At 74.8% G+C, this 14,757-nt stretch carries 14 protein-coding genes; 9 read left to right on the top strand and 5 right to left on the bottom strand.

What is annotated here, in order from left to right; translation table 11 throughout:
• Positions 1–26 precede the first annotated feature (26 nt).
• Both treY and ACIP64_RS37420 read left to right on the top strand, forming a co-directional pair.
• Complete coding sequence (gene treY, locus ACIP64_RS37425; RefSeq protein WP_401596173.1) at positions 27–2,477, top strand: malto-oligosyltrehalose synthase; 2,451 nt, start codon at positions 27–29, stop codon at positions 2,475–2,477.
• Positions 2,478–2,531: 54 nt separating this feature from the next.
• Entirely contained in the window at positions 2,532–3,065 is a 534-nt protein-coding gene (locus ACIP64_RS37420) for a hypothetical protein (RefSeq protein WP_401596170.1), read from the top strand.
• A 37-nt stretch (positions 3,066–3,102) separates the two neighbouring features.
• Here the strand turns inward: ACIP64_RS37420 and ACIP64_RS37415 are convergent, their stop codons facing one another.
• Positions 3,103–3,669: an FHA domain-containing protein gene (locus ACIP64_RS37415; RefSeq protein ID WP_401596168.1), complete on the bottom strand. Its 567-nt coding sequence runs from the start codon at positions 3,667–3,669 to the stop codon at positions 3,103–3,105.
• Positions 3,670–3,945: 276 nt separating this feature from the next.
• On the opposite strand from ACIP64_RS37415, the gene ACIP64_RS37410 reads away from it, so the two are divergent.
• Both ACIP64_RS37410 and treZ read left to right on the top strand, forming a co-directional pair.
• Complete coding sequence (locus tag ACIP64_RS37410; protein ID WP_401596166.1) at positions 3,946–4,854, top strand: GNAT family N-acetyltransferase; 909 nt, start codon at positions 3,946–3,948, stop codon at positions 4,852–4,854.
• Between the two features lie 29 nt (positions 4,855–4,883).
• Positions 4,884–6,641 (top strand): malto-oligosyltrehalose trehalohydrolase, encoded by a 1,758-nt coding sequence (gene treZ / locus ACIP64_RS37405; RefSeq protein WP_401596164.1) that lies wholly within the window; start codon positions 4,884–4,886, stop codon positions 6,639–6,641.
• 22 nt (positions 6,642–6,663) lie between these two features.
• Here treZ and ACIP64_RS37400 read toward each other — a convergent pair whose 3' ends face one another.
• Positions 6,664–7,614 carry a PPK2 family polyphosphate kinase gene (locus tag ACIP64_RS37400; RefSeq protein WP_401596161.1) on the bottom strand — a complete coding sequence of 317 codons (951 nt, stop codon included), beginning with the start codon at positions 7,612–7,614 and terminating at the stop codon, positions 6,664–6,666.
• A gap of 338 nt (positions 7,615–7,952) precedes the next feature.
• Positions 7,953–9,047 carry a cell division protein ZapE gene (gene zapE, locus ACIP64_RS37395; protein WP_401596158.1) on the bottom strand — a complete coding sequence of 365 codons (1,095 nt, stop codon included), beginning with the start codon at positions 9,045–9,047 and terminating at the stop codon, positions 7,953–7,955.
• Between the two features lie 87 nt (positions 9,048–9,134).
• On the opposite strand from zapE, the gene ACIP64_RS37390 reads away from it, so the two are divergent.
• From ACIP64_RS37390 to ACIP64_RS37370, 5 genes are all read left to right on the top strand, one after another.
• Positions 9,135–9,914 carry a pyrimidine reductase family protein gene (locus ACIP64_RS37390; protein WP_401596156.1) on the top strand — a complete coding sequence of 260 codons (780 nt, stop codon included), beginning with the start codon at positions 9,135–9,137 and terminating at the stop codon, positions 9,912–9,914.
• A gap of 168 nt (positions 9,915–10,082) precedes the next feature.
• Positions 10,083–10,556: an indole-3-glycerol phosphate synthase gene (locus tag ACIP64_RS37385; protein WP_401596153.1), complete on the top strand. Its 474-nt coding sequence runs from the start codon at positions 10,083–10,085 to the stop codon at positions 10,554–10,556.
• Between the two features lie 102 nt (positions 10,557–10,658).
• Entirely contained in the window at positions 10,659–12,050 is a 1,392-nt protein-coding gene (murC, locus tag ACIP64_RS37380; protein WP_401596151.1) for a UDP-N-acetylmuramate--L-alanine ligase, read from the top strand.
• A gap of 37 nt (positions 12,051–12,087) precedes the next feature.
• The gene (msrB, locus tag ACIP64_RS37375; protein ID WP_401596148.1) at positions 12,088–12,495 is read left to right on the top strand and encodes a peptide-methionine (R)-S-oxide reductase MsrB; all 408 of its coding nucleotides are present in this window, start codon (positions 12,088–12,090) and stop codon (positions 12,493–12,495) included.
• Positions 12,496–12,580: 85 nt separating this feature from the next.
• On the top strand, positions 12,581–13,225 hold the full coding sequence (locus tag ACIP64_RS37370) for a LysE family translocator (protein WP_401596146.1): 645 nt from the start codon (positions 12,581–12,583) through the stop codon (positions 13,223–13,225).
• Between the two features lie 15 nt (positions 13,226–13,240).
• On the opposite strand, the gene ACIP64_RS37365 is transcribed toward ACIP64_RS37370, so the two are convergent.
• Together ACIP64_RS37365 and ACIP64_RS37360 are read right to left on the bottom strand one after the other, a co-directional pair.
• On the bottom strand, positions 13,241–13,912 hold the full coding sequence (locus ACIP64_RS37365; protein ID WP_401596143.1) for an ABC transporter: 672 nt from the start codon (positions 13,910–13,912) through the stop codon (positions 13,241–13,243).
• A complete protein-coding gene (locus ACIP64_RS37360) occupies positions 13,909–14,757 on the bottom strand; it encodes an ATP-binding cassette domain-containing protein (protein ID WP_401596266.1) in 849 nt (282 codons plus the stop codon). Before ACIP64_RS37360 ends, ACIP64_RS37365 begins: the two co-directional genes overlap by 4 nt.

Genomic DNA, 14,757 nt, shown 5'->3' with positions numbered 1-14,757 from the left:
CCGGTCGGCGGGGTAGGCAGAAAGCTATGACAGAAAGCGCCGCGACCCCGTCGACCGCTGTCGCCCCCGCCGTGCCGACGGCCACCTACCGGCTGCAGCTCCAGCCGGACTTCCCCTTCGCCGCCGCCGAGGCCGTCGTCCCCCATCTGGCCGCGCTCGGTGTCTCCCACCTCCACCTCTCCCCCGTGCTGCAGGCCGTGCCCGGCTCCACCCACGGCTACGACGTCGTGGACCACACCCAGGTGCGCGAGGAACTGGGCGGCGAGAAGGGTCTGCGGTCGCTGGCCCGCACCGCCCGGTCGCACGGCCTCGGCCTGGTGCTGGACGTCGTGCCCAACCACATGGCGGTGCCCGCGCCGGAGTACCTGGCCCGGCCGCTGTGGGAGGTGCTCCGGGAGGGCCCGGAGTCCCCGTACGCGCGCTGGTTCGACATCGACTGGGCCGCCCAGGGCGACCGGCTGCTGCTGCCCGTGCTCGGCGCGCCCCTGGAGGACGTGCTCGACGACCTGCGCGTCGAGCGGGACCGGGACGCCGGCGAGCGCGTCCTGCGCTACCACGACCACGCGTTCCCGCTGCGGGCCGGCAGCGAGGACCTGCCGCTGCGGCGCCTGCTGGACGCCCAGTGGTACCGGCTGGCCTGGTGGCGGCAGGCCCGCTCCGAGCTGAACTACCGGCGCTTCTTCACCATCTCCGAGCTCATCGCCGTCCGCGTCGAGGACCCCGAGGTCTTCGCCGCCACCCACGCCACCCTGCTGCGGCTGCTGGACGAGGGCGTGGCCGACGGCCTCCGCATCGACCACCCCGACGGCCTCGCCGACCCGGCCGGCTATCTGCGGCGGCTCGCGGAGGCCTCCGCCGGCCGCTGGACGGTGGTGGAGAAGATCCTCACCGGCGACGAACGCCTCCCGGCCGGCTGGGCCTGCGCCGGCACCACCGGCTACGACGCCCTCGACCGCCTGGACGGGCTGTTCACCGACCCCGCCGGGGCCGAGGAGATCACCGGCTTCTACCGCGCGTTCACCGGCGCCGCCGCCGACCGGGGCGGCCTGTGGGAGCCGACCGTGCGGGCCGCCGCGCACCGGATCGTCGTCCACGACCTGGCCGCCGAGGTGGACCGGCTGACCCGGGCCGCCGTCCGCGCCAGCGGCGGCGACGAGCGGGTGCTGCGCGAGGCGCTCCGGGGGATCCTCGTACGGCTGCCGCGCTACCGTCCGTACATCGTGCCCGGCGAGCCCGCGCCCGAGGAGGACGTCGCGCTGCTGGAGACCGCGGCCGAGGCCACCGGGCTGCCGGCCGCGGAGACGATCCGCGACCTGGCCCTCGGACGGTTCGGGAGCGGCGACGGGGACGCCGGAGAGGACCGCGCCGAGGAGGGGGCGGGCAACGGAAGCGGTGGCGAGGACGCGGCCGACTTCGCCGTGCGCTTCGCCCAGGTCTCCTCCGCGCTGCGCGCCAAGTCCGCCGAGGACACCGCCTTCTACCGCTACTACCCGCTGCTGTGCCTCAACGAGGTGGGCCGCGACCCCGCCCGCCCGGCCACCTCGCCCGAGGAGTTCCACGCCTTCTGCGAACGGCTGCGCTCCGACTGGCCGCTGACCGGCACCGTGCGCTCCACCCACGACACCAAGCGCGGCGCCGACGTCCGCGCCCGCCTGGCCGCCCTCACGGAGCTGCCCGGCACCTGGGAGCGGTGGCTGACGGAGACGTCGGAGCAGCTGCGCGCGTACCTGACCGGCCGCGGGGTGCCGCTGCCCGAACGGCACGTGGAGTACCAGGCGTGGCAGTACGCCGCTGTGTTCTGCGACCCGGCCGCGGCGGACCTGGTCGCCGCCACCATGCTCAAGTCCGAGCGGGAGGCGGGCCTGCGCACCGCGTGGACCGACCAGCGCCCGGAGTACGAGCAGGAACTGACGGATTTCGTACGGGAGCTGGTCGGCGGGCCGTCCGCCTTCGCCACCGCGCGCATCGCGGACGAACTGGCGGCCCCGGAGCGGGTCAACGCGCTCGGCGCGCACCTGGCGCATCTGACCATGCCCGGCGTGCCGGACGTGTACCAGGGCGACGAGGAACGGCAGCTGCTGCTGGTCGACCCGGCCAACCGCGCGCCCTACGACCCGGGCGCGGCGGCCGGTCCGCCGAGCGAGAAGCGCCGCGTCACGGTCGCCGCGCTGCGGCTGCGCCGGGCCCGGCCCCAGTGGTTCACCGGCCCCGAGGCCGGCTACGAGCCGCTCTTCGCACGGGGCGCGGCCGGCGCGCACTGCGTCGCCTTCGTCCGGGGCGGCCGGGCGCTGACGGTGGTCACCCGGCTCTCGCGGCGCCTGGCCGATGCCGGCGGCTGGCGCGGCACCGAACTGGTCCTGCCCGAGGGGGTGTGGACCGAGGTGCTGACGGACCGCCGGTTCGAGGGCGTGCTGCCGCTGGAGACGCTGCTGGACCGGCTGCCCGTGGGACTGCTGGTGCGCGACATCGACAGCTGAGGGCGGGAGCCCGCCTGCGCGGGGATGTCGGACCCCGCCGCTAGCGTTCTGCCCATGGACGCATCGCAGACCCTGCTCGCCCGCATCGAGAACGACCCGGCCGTGGTCGCGTACCTGGCGTGGCCGGGCGACTTCGACCTCGGCCGGCGCACGCCGGTGGAGGAACTGACCCTGCCCTCGGGCGATCCGCTGCGGCCGATAGCCGGGGACGGCGCGGGAGGCACGTACTTCCTGGTGGGCAAGGAGGGCGCGGCCGGCCGGCCGGTGCTCTACGCGGACTCCGAGGGCCAGGCGGCGCTGGTGGGGGCGAGTCTGGAGGAGGCGGTCGAGCTGGTGGTCGTGTGCCCGCTGTGGCGGGACGCGGCGGCCGGTTTCCCGCTGCCCGGGCTGGAGGAGCAGCTCCGCGCCGACATGCCGGACTTCGACCGGGTACGGGCGGAGGTGGTCGCCGCCCTCGGGCTGACGCCGCCGCCCGCGGACGAGGTGGTGGCCCGCCTGCGGGCGACCGCCGCGCGCACCGTGCCGGACTTCCTGCCGTACGTGGACGACGAGGACCACGGGCCCTACGAGCTGCTGATCGAGGGGTAGGACCGCGGACGCCCGCCGTCCGTGCCGCTCCGTGCCGTCAGGCCGCGGCCAGGCGGAAGTGCATGGCGCCGAAGGTGACCCGGTCGCCGGGGCGGACGACGGTCGCGCCCATGACCCGGCGGCCGTTCACCCAGGTCCCGTTCATGGAGCCGAGGTCGCGCAGCACCCAGATCCCGTGCTCGTGGCGGAGTTCGGCGTGCATGCGGGACGCGGAGGAGTGGCTGAGGCGGAAGCCGCAGGACAGGTCGCGGCCTATGCGCAGCGGGACCGGCCCGGGCGCGGGGAAGAGCAGCGGCGGCAGCTTCTCGGCCTGCCAGGCGTCGCGGACGCGGACCTGCAGGGCGGAGACCTTCGCGACGCCGCGCTCCAGCCACCGGCCCAGCCGTGCCATCCGCCCCTCGGCGGCCGGGAGGTCGGCGACGAGGGCGTCCAGCTCGTCGGAGCGGCCGGTCGTGAGGGCGAGTTCCACCCGGTGCAGGAAGGTGTCGTGCGAGAGCCGGCCGTCCACGGCACCCCCGCGCAGCACCTCGATGACGCGCTCGCGCTCCGCCTCGGTGGGCCGTGGCGCGGGCGGCGCTGAATAGGTCGGGAACTCGTGGCTCACGTGCGTGATTGTCGGGCCGAACGCACCGGGGTGTCCAGAAGCCCGCCACCGACGCGCCGTTGACGGTCGCGCCGGCCGCCCGGCCCCGCGGATCCGGGCCCAAAATACGGTGGACGTCCGGGAGTCGGCGCGGTTACGGTGCTCGCACGCCCTGGACCGAGGAAGGAGGCGGAAGCCATGCACCTGTTCACCGCTCCGCGCTCCCGCCCCGTTGTCCGCAGGGCGATCTCCGTCTGACCGGGAGCGCTCCATTCTCCCGTGAGGACTGCTCCTTTCATGACTGATCTGGTGATCCGCCCGCTCGTCGCCGGCGAGACCCATCTGTTCCACTCCCTGGTGCCCGAGGACAACGGCCTGGTCGGCCGGTCCCTGCTGGGGCACACGTACGCCATGACCGACGAGGGCGGCGAGTACCGCCCCGACTGGACCTGGGTGGCCCTGCGCGGCGGCACGGTCGTCGCCCGCGCGGCCTGGTGGGGCGCCCCCACCGACGACAAGCCGGTGGCGCTGGACTGGTTCGACTTCACCGACGCCGACGCCGCCGTGCGGCTGCTGCGGGCGGCGCCGCTCAAGGCCGAGTTCGAACTGCTGCTGCCGCCGGGCTGGCGGGAGCGGCGGGAGGTCCGCGAGGCCGCCCAGAACCGCATCGACGCGGCGATCGTCTCCGGCATGGAGCCGCTCGTCGAGCGCTACCGCTACACCTGGACGCCCGAGTGCGGGATTCCCGCGCGCACCGGACGGCTGGAGTACCGGCCGGAGCCGGACGACGCCGTGATCCTGGACGTCCTCAAGCGCATCGGGGCCGGCAGCCTCGACGCGCACACCCGCCGCGCCGTCGAGCTGCACGGTGCCGACGCCGCGGCCCGCGAGGAGCTGGACGTCCTCAACTGGTTCCCGTCGCCGCGCGAATGGTGGCGGCTGGCGTGGACGCCCGAGGGCGAGCTCGTGGGCATCCAGGTGCCGGCGCGCAACCCGAACGCGTACTGCGTCGGATTCGTGGGGGTCCTGCCGGAGCAGCGCGGCCACGGCTACGCGTACGACCTGCTGGTGGAGTGCACGCACGACCTGGTCGGACACGGCGCGGAGCTGATCGCCGCCGCCACCGACCGGACCAATGCGCCGATGGCGGCGCACTTCGCCAAGGCGGGATATCCGGTCACCCAGGAGCGCGTCAACCTGGTGTGATCCCCCGGTCGGCGGGCAGCATGGTGCCCATGCGCTTCGACGTGTGGGCACCGGACGCCGGTGAGGTGGAGGTACGGGTCGACGGACGGGCCCACGACATGGAGCGCGACCGCGTGCGCGAGGGCTGGTGGTGCGCCGAGGTGCCCGCCGCCCACGGTGCGCGGTACGCGTTCGCGCTCGACGAGGGCCCGCCGTTGCCCGACCCCCGCTCCCGCCGCCAGCCGGACGGACCGGACGGGCCGAGCGCGGTCGTCGACCACGGCGTCTTCGGCTGGGCCCACGACTGGCCGGGCCGCCCGCTGCCCGGCGCGGTCCTGTACGAACTGCACGTCGGCACCTTCACCACCGCGGGCACCTTCGACGCTGCCGTCGAACACCTCCCGTACCTGGCCGAGTTGGGGATCACGCACATCGAGCTGATGCCGGTGTGCCCGTTCCCCGGCACGCACGGCTGGGGCTACGAGGGCGTGTCCCTGTGGGCGGTCCACGAGCCCTACGGCGGCCCGGACGGCCTCAAGCGGTTCGTGGACGCCGCGCACGGCCACGGGCTCGGGGTGGTGCTGGACGTCGTCCACAACCATCTTGGCCCGTCCGGCAATTACCTCCCGCGGTTCGGGCCGTACTTCACCGACCGGCACCACACCCCCTGGGGCGACGCCGTCAACCTGGACGCCCCCGGCTCGGACGAGGTCCGCGACTTCCTCGTCGGCAGCGCCCTGGCCTGGCTGCGCGACTACCGCCTCGACGGGCTGCGGCTCGACGCCGTGCACGCGCTGGTCGACACCCGCGCCGTGCACCTGCTGGAGGAGCTGTCCACGGCCGTCGACGCGCTGTCGGCGTCACTGGGCCGGCCGCTGTTCCTGGTCGCCGAGTCCGACCGCAACGACCCGCTCACCACCACCCCCCGCGACGCGGGCGGCCTCGGTGTGCACGCCCAGTGGAACGACGACTTCCACCACAGCCTGCACGCGGCCGTCACCGGGGAATCCGCGGGCTACTACGCGGACTTCGCCGTCTCGCCGGCCGCGGCCCTCGCCAAGGTGCTGGAGGGCGTCTTCTTCCACGACGGCACGTACTCCGGCTTCCGCGGCCGCCGGCACGGCCGCCCGGTCGACCGCGCGACCGTGCCCGGGCACCGCTTCCTGGCGTACACCCAGACCCACGACCAGATCGGCAACCGGGCCACCGGCGACCGGCTCGGCGCCACCGTGCCCGCGGGCCTGCTGGCCGCGGCGGCGGCGCTCGTACTCACCTCGCCGTACACGCCGATGCTCTTCATGGGCGAGGAGTGGGGCGCCCGCACGCCCTGGCAGTTCTTCACCGACCACAGCGACCCCGAGCTCGCGGCGGCCATCACCCGCGGCCGGCGCCGCGAGTTCGCCTCGCACGGCTGGAACGCCGAGGACATCCCGGACCCCCAGGACCCGGCGACCCGGCTGCGCTCCTGCCTGGACTGGTCCGAGCCGGACGGGGCCCCGCACGCCGGCCTGCTGTCCTGGTACCGCCGTCTGATCGCCCTGCGGCACGCCGAACCGGCGCTCACCGACCCGGCGCTGGACGCGGTGCGGGTCGCCACCGGCGAGCACACCCTGTGCCTGGAACGCGGCCCGTTCCGTGTCGCGGTGAACCTCTCCCCCGGGGAGGCCGAGGTGCCCCTGCACGACGCGGCCCGGGGCTACGAGGTGCTCGCCTCGTGGCAGCCCTGCACCCTGCCCGCGGGCTCCCGGCTCCTGCGGCTGCCGGGTCACTCCGTCGCGGTCCTGCGGGAGCGGCGGCCCGCGGCCTGACCGGGCCGGGGCCTGCCGCCGTTCAGTCCCCGAGCAGCCGCTTGCGGGCGTGCTCCACGTCGAAGGACGCGGGCGGGCACTGGGGGTCGATGAGTTCCAAGTGCTCCGTCAGCAGCCGGCCCACTGCCCAGTCGCGGTACCACTTGCGGTCCGCGGGCACGACGTACCAGGGGGCGGTCTCGGTGGAGCAGCGGTTCAGCACCGCCTCGTACGCCTTCTGGAAGGCGGGCCACAGGGCGCGGTCGTCGAGGTCGTCAGGGGTGAACTTCCAGTGCTTGCACGGGTTGTCGAGGCGTGAGAGCAGGCGGGCGCGCTGCTCGTCGTAGCCGATGTGGAGGAAGATCTTGACGACGCTGACGCCGTCGTCGGCGAGGGAGGCCTCGAAGGAGTTGATGGTCTCGAAGCGCTCCTCCCAGACCTCCCGCGGCACGAGACCGCGGACCCGGGCGGCGAGCACGTCCTCGTAGTGGGAGCGGTCGAAGATGCCGATCTGCCCGGCGTGCGGGAGGGCGCGCTTGATCCGCCAGAGGAAGGGGTGCGACTTCTCCTCCGCCGTGGGCGACTTGAAGGCGGTGATGCGGCACCCGGCGGGGTTCAGCAGTCCCGCGAGATGGCGGACGGCACCGCCCTTGCCGGAGGTGTCGCTGCCCTGGAGGACGACGAGGACGGACCGCGGGTCCCCGGCGGTGGCCTGCGCGAAGAGCCGTTCCTGCAGCACGGTCAGGCGCTCCCGGGTGCAGGGCACGGCCTCCCGGGCCTCCCGCTTGCCGGCCGGGCCGCCCGGTGTCGCGCGGGTGTCGTACGCGCGCAGCCGCACGGCACCCCCGCCCGGGGGGACCCGCAGCAGCGAGCGCAGTCCCTTCGCCTTCGCTTCCGCCGGTCGGTGGTGCGGCACGGCGCCCTCCCTGGCATCGGATGATTTCTCCGATGGTCCGACGGATCCGCGACGCCCGCCAACGGACGTGGCCCGCATCCCGAGTGCGCTCCGCACGGAGGCGCAGTCCCCGTCACGGGACCCGCGGCGCCGGGGCCGCCCTGGCGCACACGAGAACCGGCACGCGCCGCCAAGCCGGGGTCATCCGGGCCTGCCCGAACGGCCGCGCCGTTCCCCGCAGCAGAGTTCACCCGAACCGGTCGCCCCGCCGGACCCGCAGCCCGGAAGGACTCCCTGCACCGGCACACCGACCCGCCCGGTGGCGGCAGACAGAACCTGCGAGCCGGGGCGCACACCGCCGGGCCCACGACAACCGCCCGAAAACCCCCGCCCCGAACGGCCGCGCCGTTCCCCGTACCGGGGTTCGCCCGATCCGGTCAGCCCGCCAGGCGTGCGGCGTCGCGGGCCAGGGCGGTGAGCCGGGAGATCGCCCGGAAGTACTTCTTGCGGTAGCCGCCGGCGAGCATCTCCTCGCTGAAGATGCGGTCGAAGGGCAGGCCGGAGGCCATGACCGGGACCTCGCGGTCGTAGAGCCGGTCGGCCAGGACGACCAGGCGCAGCGCGGTGGCCTGGTCCTCGACGGGTGCGACGCCGCGCAGGAAGACCGCCTCCACGCCGTCGCACAGGGCCCCGTAGCGGCTGGGGTGGACCCGGGCCAGGTGTGCCAGCAGGGTGGCGAAGTCGTCGAGGGAGGCGCCGGCGGTGCGGCCCGCGACGGCGGTGACCTCGTCGTCGGAGAACGGGGCCGGGGCCTCGGGCAGCCCGCGGTGGCGGTAGTCCTGGCCGTCGATGCGCAGCGAGCGGAACCGGGCGGACAGGCCCTGGATCTCGCGCAGGAAGTCCGCGGCGGCGAAGCGGCCCTCGCCGAGCTTGCCGGGCAGGGTGTTGGAGGTGGCGGCGAGCCGCACGCCGGCGTCCGCGAGCTTGCCGAGGAGTGTCGAGACCAGCACGGTGTCGCCGGGGTCGTCGAGCTCGAACTCGTCGATGCAGACCAGCCGGTGCCCGCTGAGCGCCTGGACGGCCTGCTGGAACCCGAGGGCGCCGACGAGATTGGTCAGCTCCACGAAGGTGCCGAAGGCCTTCTGCTCGCGCGGCGCGTCGGTGGCGTGCCAGAGCGAGGCCAGCAGATGGGTCTTGCCGACGCCGAAGCCGCCGTCGAGGTAGACCCCGCCGGGGCCGGCGGGCGCGGCGGGGGCCGCCGAGCGGCGGAACCAGCGCCGGGGCGCGGGGCCGGCGGGCGCGCCCGTCGCCGCGGCGAAGGAGGCGAGCGCGCGTACGGCCTCCGCCTGGCTGGGCTGCCCCGGGTCCGGGATGTAGTTCTCGAACCGTACGGAGTCGAACCTGGGCGGCGGCACCATCTCGGCCACCAGCCGGTCGGCCGGCACCCGCGGCTCGCGGCCGCTCAGCGACACAGGGGGTTCACCACCGGGTATCGGGGCGGTTTCGGGCGCTGCGGTGTAGGACGAGGACACAGCTCTCCAGCCTAGTGCCTCGTGGCGGGGTCCCCGGTCCCGTGTGGTCCACCCCACGCTGTCGGGGGCACGTGGAAGACTGCTGCCATGCGCCGCCTGTTCCCCCCGCCCGAGAACCCGCACACCGCCGCCGAGCGCGGCGGGGACCTGGACACACCCGAGTCGCTCGCCGAGGCGTACGCGTACCCGGCCGGGGCAGACGGGCTTCCGTGGCTGAGGGCGAACATGGTGGCGTCGCTGGACGGCGCGGCACGGCACGACGGGCTGTCCCAGCCGCTGTCGTCGGAGGGCGACAAGCGGGTCTTCGGGGTGCTGCGGGCACTGGCCGACGTGGTGGTCGTCGGGGCGGAAACGGTTCGCCAGGAGGGCTACCGCCCGGCCCGTGCCCGGGAGGCGTTCGCGGCGCGGCGGGCGGCGGCCGGACAACCGCCGGCCGCGGTGATCGCCGTGGTGAGCGCCCGGCTGGACCTGGACTTCTCGTTGCCGCTGTTCACCTCGCCGCTGGTGCCGACCCTGGTGCTGACCGGCGCCGGTGCCCCCGCCGACCGGGTGGCGGCGGCGGAGGCGGCCGGCGCGCGGGTGGTCGTCGCGGGCGACGGGGCCGGGGTGGACCCGGCCCGCGCCAAGCGGGAGCTCGCCGCGCTCGGACTGCGGCGCATGCTCACCGAGGGCGGCCCGCGGCTGCTCGCGCAGTTCGCGGCGGCCGGAGTGATCGACGAACTCTGCCTGACCGTCGCCCCCCTGCTGACCGCCGGGGACGCGATGCGGATCATGAACGGCCCCGGTGTCGCGGAGCCCGTCCGCCTCTCCCCCGTGTCGATACTCGAGGAGGACGGGTTCCTCTTCACGCGCTACACGCGCGGATGACGGACGGGCGGCGGTCCGGGCATCCGGCGGACCCCGCCCGCCGGTCCGCCGCCACGCACGACCCGCCTGCTGCCCTGCGGGAGGACTCCACCGCGTGCTCCACAGCCGGACGGGGCAGGATGGTTCCCGTCACCGGCCCGTGGGGCCGCGAGAAAGAAGGACGCGTCCGTGTTCACGACCGTACTCATGATCGAGCAGCCGCTCGTCCCCGCCGACGTGGAGCTGGTCACCACCCTGCACGGCGACGAGCCCGTCTCCTTCGTCGTGCTGATGCAACCCCGCGGCGACCAGGACCGGCTGCTGCGGTCCATCGACGACGTCGTCCTCGGTGAACTCGACAAGGCCGTCCACGAGCACGACCGGCCCGAGGGCGAGAACGCCCTGCTGCCGGCCGAACGAGCGCTGAACCACAGCCTCAAAGCGCTGCGGGACAACGGCAAGGAGGCGGTCGGCGAGGTCGTCGAGCGTCACCCGATCGAGCTGCTGAAGTCCGTCGTCGAGCAGACCCACGCCGACGAGGTGATCGTCCTGACCGCACCGCACCTGGTCGAGGAGTTCTTCCACCGCGACTGGACCTCGCGGGCCCGCCACAAGGTCGGCGTCCCGGTCCTGAAGCTGTTCGCCCACAACGCCGAGGACTGAGCGGCGGGGCGGGGGACGGGCGTCCCCCGCCCCGTGCGGATGGAAGAATCGGAGGTGCCCGACCACCACGGCACACGCCCGAGCACGCAGGGAGCAGCGCGCATGAGCCCCACTCTTCCCCCCGCCATGGACCGACCGCACTTCATCGGGATCGGCGGCGCCGGGATGTCGGGCATCTCGAAGATCCTGGCCCAGCGCGGCGCGAGCGTCGCGGGCAGTGACGCGAAGGACTCCGAGACCGCCGAGGCGCTGCGGGCGCTCGGCGCGACCGTGCACATCGGGCACGCGCAGGAGCACCTGGCGCCGGACGCGACCTGCGTGGTGGTCTCCAGCGCCATCCGGGACGACAACCCGGAGCTGGCCGCCGCACGCGGGCGCGGCGTCCCGGTGGTGCACCGGTCCGACGCGCTCGCCGCGCTCATGGTGGGCCTGCGCCCGATCGCGGTGGCCGGGACGCACGGCAAGACCACCACCACCTCGATGCTCGCCGTGAGCCTGTCGGCGCTGGGCCTCGACCCCTCGTACGCCATCGGCGGCGACCTGGACGCGCCGGGCTCCAACGCGCACCACGGCACGGGCGAGATCTTCGTGGCCGAGGCGGACGAGAGCGACCGCAGCTTCCAGAAGTACGACCCCGAAGTGGCGATCGTGCTCAATGTGGAGCTGGACCACCACGCGAACTACGCCTCCATGGACGAGATCTACGAGTCCTTCGAGGCCTTCGTCGGCAAGATCGTCCCTGGCGGCACCCTGGTCGTCGGCGAGCACGCGGGGGCACGCGAGCTCGCCGCCCGTGTCGCCGGCCGCGAGGGCCTGACCGTGGTCAAGGTCGGCGAGGACGCCGGGGCGGACCTCAGGATCGCCCGGATCACCCCGCAGGGCATGGCGAGCGAGGTCACGGTGTGCCTGGGCGGCCGCGAGCACACCTTCACCGTCTCGGTCCCCGGCCGCCACTACGCGCACAACGCCGTCGCCGCGCTGGCGGCCGGCATCGCGCTGGACGTGCCCGCGGAGGACCTGGCCAAGGCGCTCGGCACGTACACCGGGGTCAAGCGCCGCCTCCAGCTGAAGGGCACCGCCGGCGGCGTCCAGGTGATCGACTCCTACGCGCACCACCCCACCGAGATGACCGCGGACCTGGAGGCCCTGCGCGAGGCCGCGGGCGACCGGCGCATCCTGGTGGTGTTCCAGCCGCACCTGTTCAGCCGCACCCAGGAGCTCGGCCGCGAGATGGGCGAGGCCCTGGGGCTGGCCGACGCCTCCGTGGTGCTGGACATCTACCCGGCCCGCGAGGACCCGATCCCCGGCGTCACCAGCGCCCTGATCATCGACGCGGCGGCCGCCCACGGCGCGGACGTCACCGCCGGGCACGACAAGGACGCGGTGCCCGCGCTCGTCGCCGGAATGGCAGGACCCGGTGACCTTGTTCTCACCATGGGCGCGGGAGACGTGACGGACCTCGGTCCGCGGATCCTGGCCCGACTGGAGAGCTGAGCACGAGGGCCACCAGGGCCACGAGGGAGAGGACACCATGGCGTACGAAGTCGACAAGTCCGAGGAGCAGTGGCGCGAAGAGCTGACGCCCCAGGAGTACGCCGTCCTCCGCGAGGCCGGGACGGAGCGGGCGTTCACCGGTGAGTACACCGACACCAAGACCAAGGGTGTCTACTCCTGCCGGGCCTGCGGCGCGGAACTGTTCACCTCCGGCACCAAGTTCGAGTCGCACTGCGGCTGGCCGTCCTTCTACGACCCGCGGGACAGCAAGGCCGTCGAGCTGATCGAGGACCGCACCATGGGCATGGTCCGCACCGAGGTGCGCTGCGCCCGCTGCGGCTCCCACCTGGGGCACGTCTTCGAGGGCGAGGGGTATGCCACCCCCACCGACCAGCGCTACTGCATCAACTCGATCTCGCTCCGGCTGGAGCCGACGGAGGGCTGACCGGGAAGGCGCCGCCCGGGACCGGGCGGCGCCTGCTTTCGAGGGCCGCTGGTACGGTCACGGCCCGCGGCGCCACAATGTGCGGATGCCCACTTTCCTGCTGCCCTTCCTCGGGGCCTGCCTGCTGATCGCGGCCGCCCCGGGACCCAGCACCGTGCTGATCATCCGCCACTCGCTGCGGAGCCGGCGCGCGGGTTTCCTGACCGTGCTCGGCAACGAGACGGGCGTCTTCGTGTGGGGCGTCTCGGCGGCTTTCGGGCTCACCGCGCTGCTCGCGGCCTCGCAGGCGGCGTACGACGCCGTGCGGATCGTGGGCGCGGCGGTCCTCCTCTGGTTCGGTGTGCAGGCCCTGCGCTCCGCCCGCCGCGGCCGCGGGGGCGACGGGGGCGACGGGGGCGACGGGGAGGAAGCAGAGCCGCAGGCCGCCGCCGTGACCCCGGGTGCGGCCTACCGGGCCGGGCTCGGCATGAACCTGGCCAACCCCAAGGCGGCCGTCTTCGCGATGTCCTTCCTCCCCCAGTTCGTGCCCGCGGGAGCGCCCCAACTGCCCACGATGGTGGGGCTGGCGGCGCTGTGGGCGGTCTTCGAGGTCGGCTACTACGGCTCCTACGTCTGGTTCGTCGACCGGCTGCGGTCCGTGTTCGGCCGCGCCTCCGTCCGCCGCCGGCTCGAATTCGTCTCGGGCGGGGTGCTGGTGGCGCTGGGCGTGCGCATGGCCCTGGAGAACTGACGTGCTGACGGACCGTCAGCCGCGACGGGAGCTCAGGAGCCCCGCGACCGCCGCGGCACCGGCGGCGAGGACCACCGCCGCCAGGAGGGACAGCAGCGGGTAGGGGATGCGGCCGGTGTGCGAGGCCACCACCAGGCCGCGGACGGCGGCGTTGGCGGGCGAACCGCCGGCGACCAGCACCGCGACCGCGGCGCCCGTGGTGACGGGCACCGCCCAGCCGGGACGGAGCAGCACCGGCGGATTGGTGAGCGCGCCCACCGCCGTGCCGAGCAGCGCCGACACCAGGACCGCCAGCGCACCCGACACGGCGGCCGGCCCCACCGGGACCGCCTTGAGGTGGTCGGTGGTGTGCGGATCGGCGACCCACAGGACCACGCCGATGCCCGCGGCGCCCGTCAGCGCCGAGCACATCAGCGCGGCCAGCATCCCCGCCACGTGAGCCCGCGCCGGTCCCGAGGCCGCGGCCACGCACGCGCGGGCGGCGGGGGGCTCGACGGTGACGCAGACCCGGACCAGCCACGCGGCGGCCGGGAGCAGCGCGGCCGCGTTCCAGCCGAGGGAGTCCAGCAGCGGCTGCGGCCCCGCGGTGAGGCCGATCGCCAGGACGGCCGCGTAGAGCAGCAGCGGCGGCAGCCAGCGGTAGGAACGCAGCAGCAGGGCGGTCCGGTAGCGCAGCAGCGCGGTCATGCGTCCTCCGGTGGCCCGGCCGCCGGGCGGACCGTTCGGATGTGCCAGGGCGGGTCGGCGTCGAGCAACCGCCGCAGGACGGCGTCGGATTCACGGGCCGGGACGGTCAGCCGGAGCGTGCCGGTCGCGGTCGTCCCGTGGCCGAGGCCCGCGGGCGGTGCCCCGCGTCCCACGGCCTCGACGACCACCAGCGGCCCGGTGTCCGCGGCGCCGGCGCCGTCGGCCGCCAGGGGCGCGGCCACGGGCACCAGCCGGGTGTCCTCGACGCGGTGGGCGCCCGTTGTGTCACCGGCGAGCCGCCGCCGGTCGTGGTCGACGAACACCGCGGTTCCGCCCGCCGCGACGGTGGCCCGGACTGCGTCGTCCAGCACGGCGCGCGCCGGCCGGTCCAGGCCCGTCCACGCCTCGTCCAGCACGAGCAGTTCCGGCTCGGCCAGCAGCGCCTGGACGACGGCGACCTTCTGGCACGTGCCCTTGGACAGCTCCCGCAGCGGCGTACGGGCGTACGGGGCGATGCCGAAACGCTCGAGCCAGCGCCCGGCGCGATCGGCGGCCGTGCGGCTGCCCAGGCCGTGCACCCGACCGAGGTGGACGAGATAGCCCAGCGCGTCGAAGGGCAGCGCGGGCGGGAAGCGCTCGGGCACGTACGCGGTGCGCGGCCGCCCGGTGACACGTCCGGCGGTGGGGCGGTCGATGCCGGCCAGGACCCGCAGGAAGGTCGACTTCCCGCTGCCGTTGGCGCCCTCGACGCGCAGCAGCTGCCGCCCGGGCAGCTCCAGGTCCACGTCCCTCAGCACCCACGGCCCGCGCGCCCCGTAGCGCCGGCCGACCGCCTCCAGCCGCAC

The organism is Streptomyces sp. NPDC088733 (genome assembly GCF_044751185.1).
Classification (GTDB): Bacteria; Actinomycetota; Actinomycetes; order Streptomycetales; family Streptomycetaceae; genus Actinacidiphila.
This window is presented reverse-complemented; position numbering and strand designations above follow the sequence as displayed.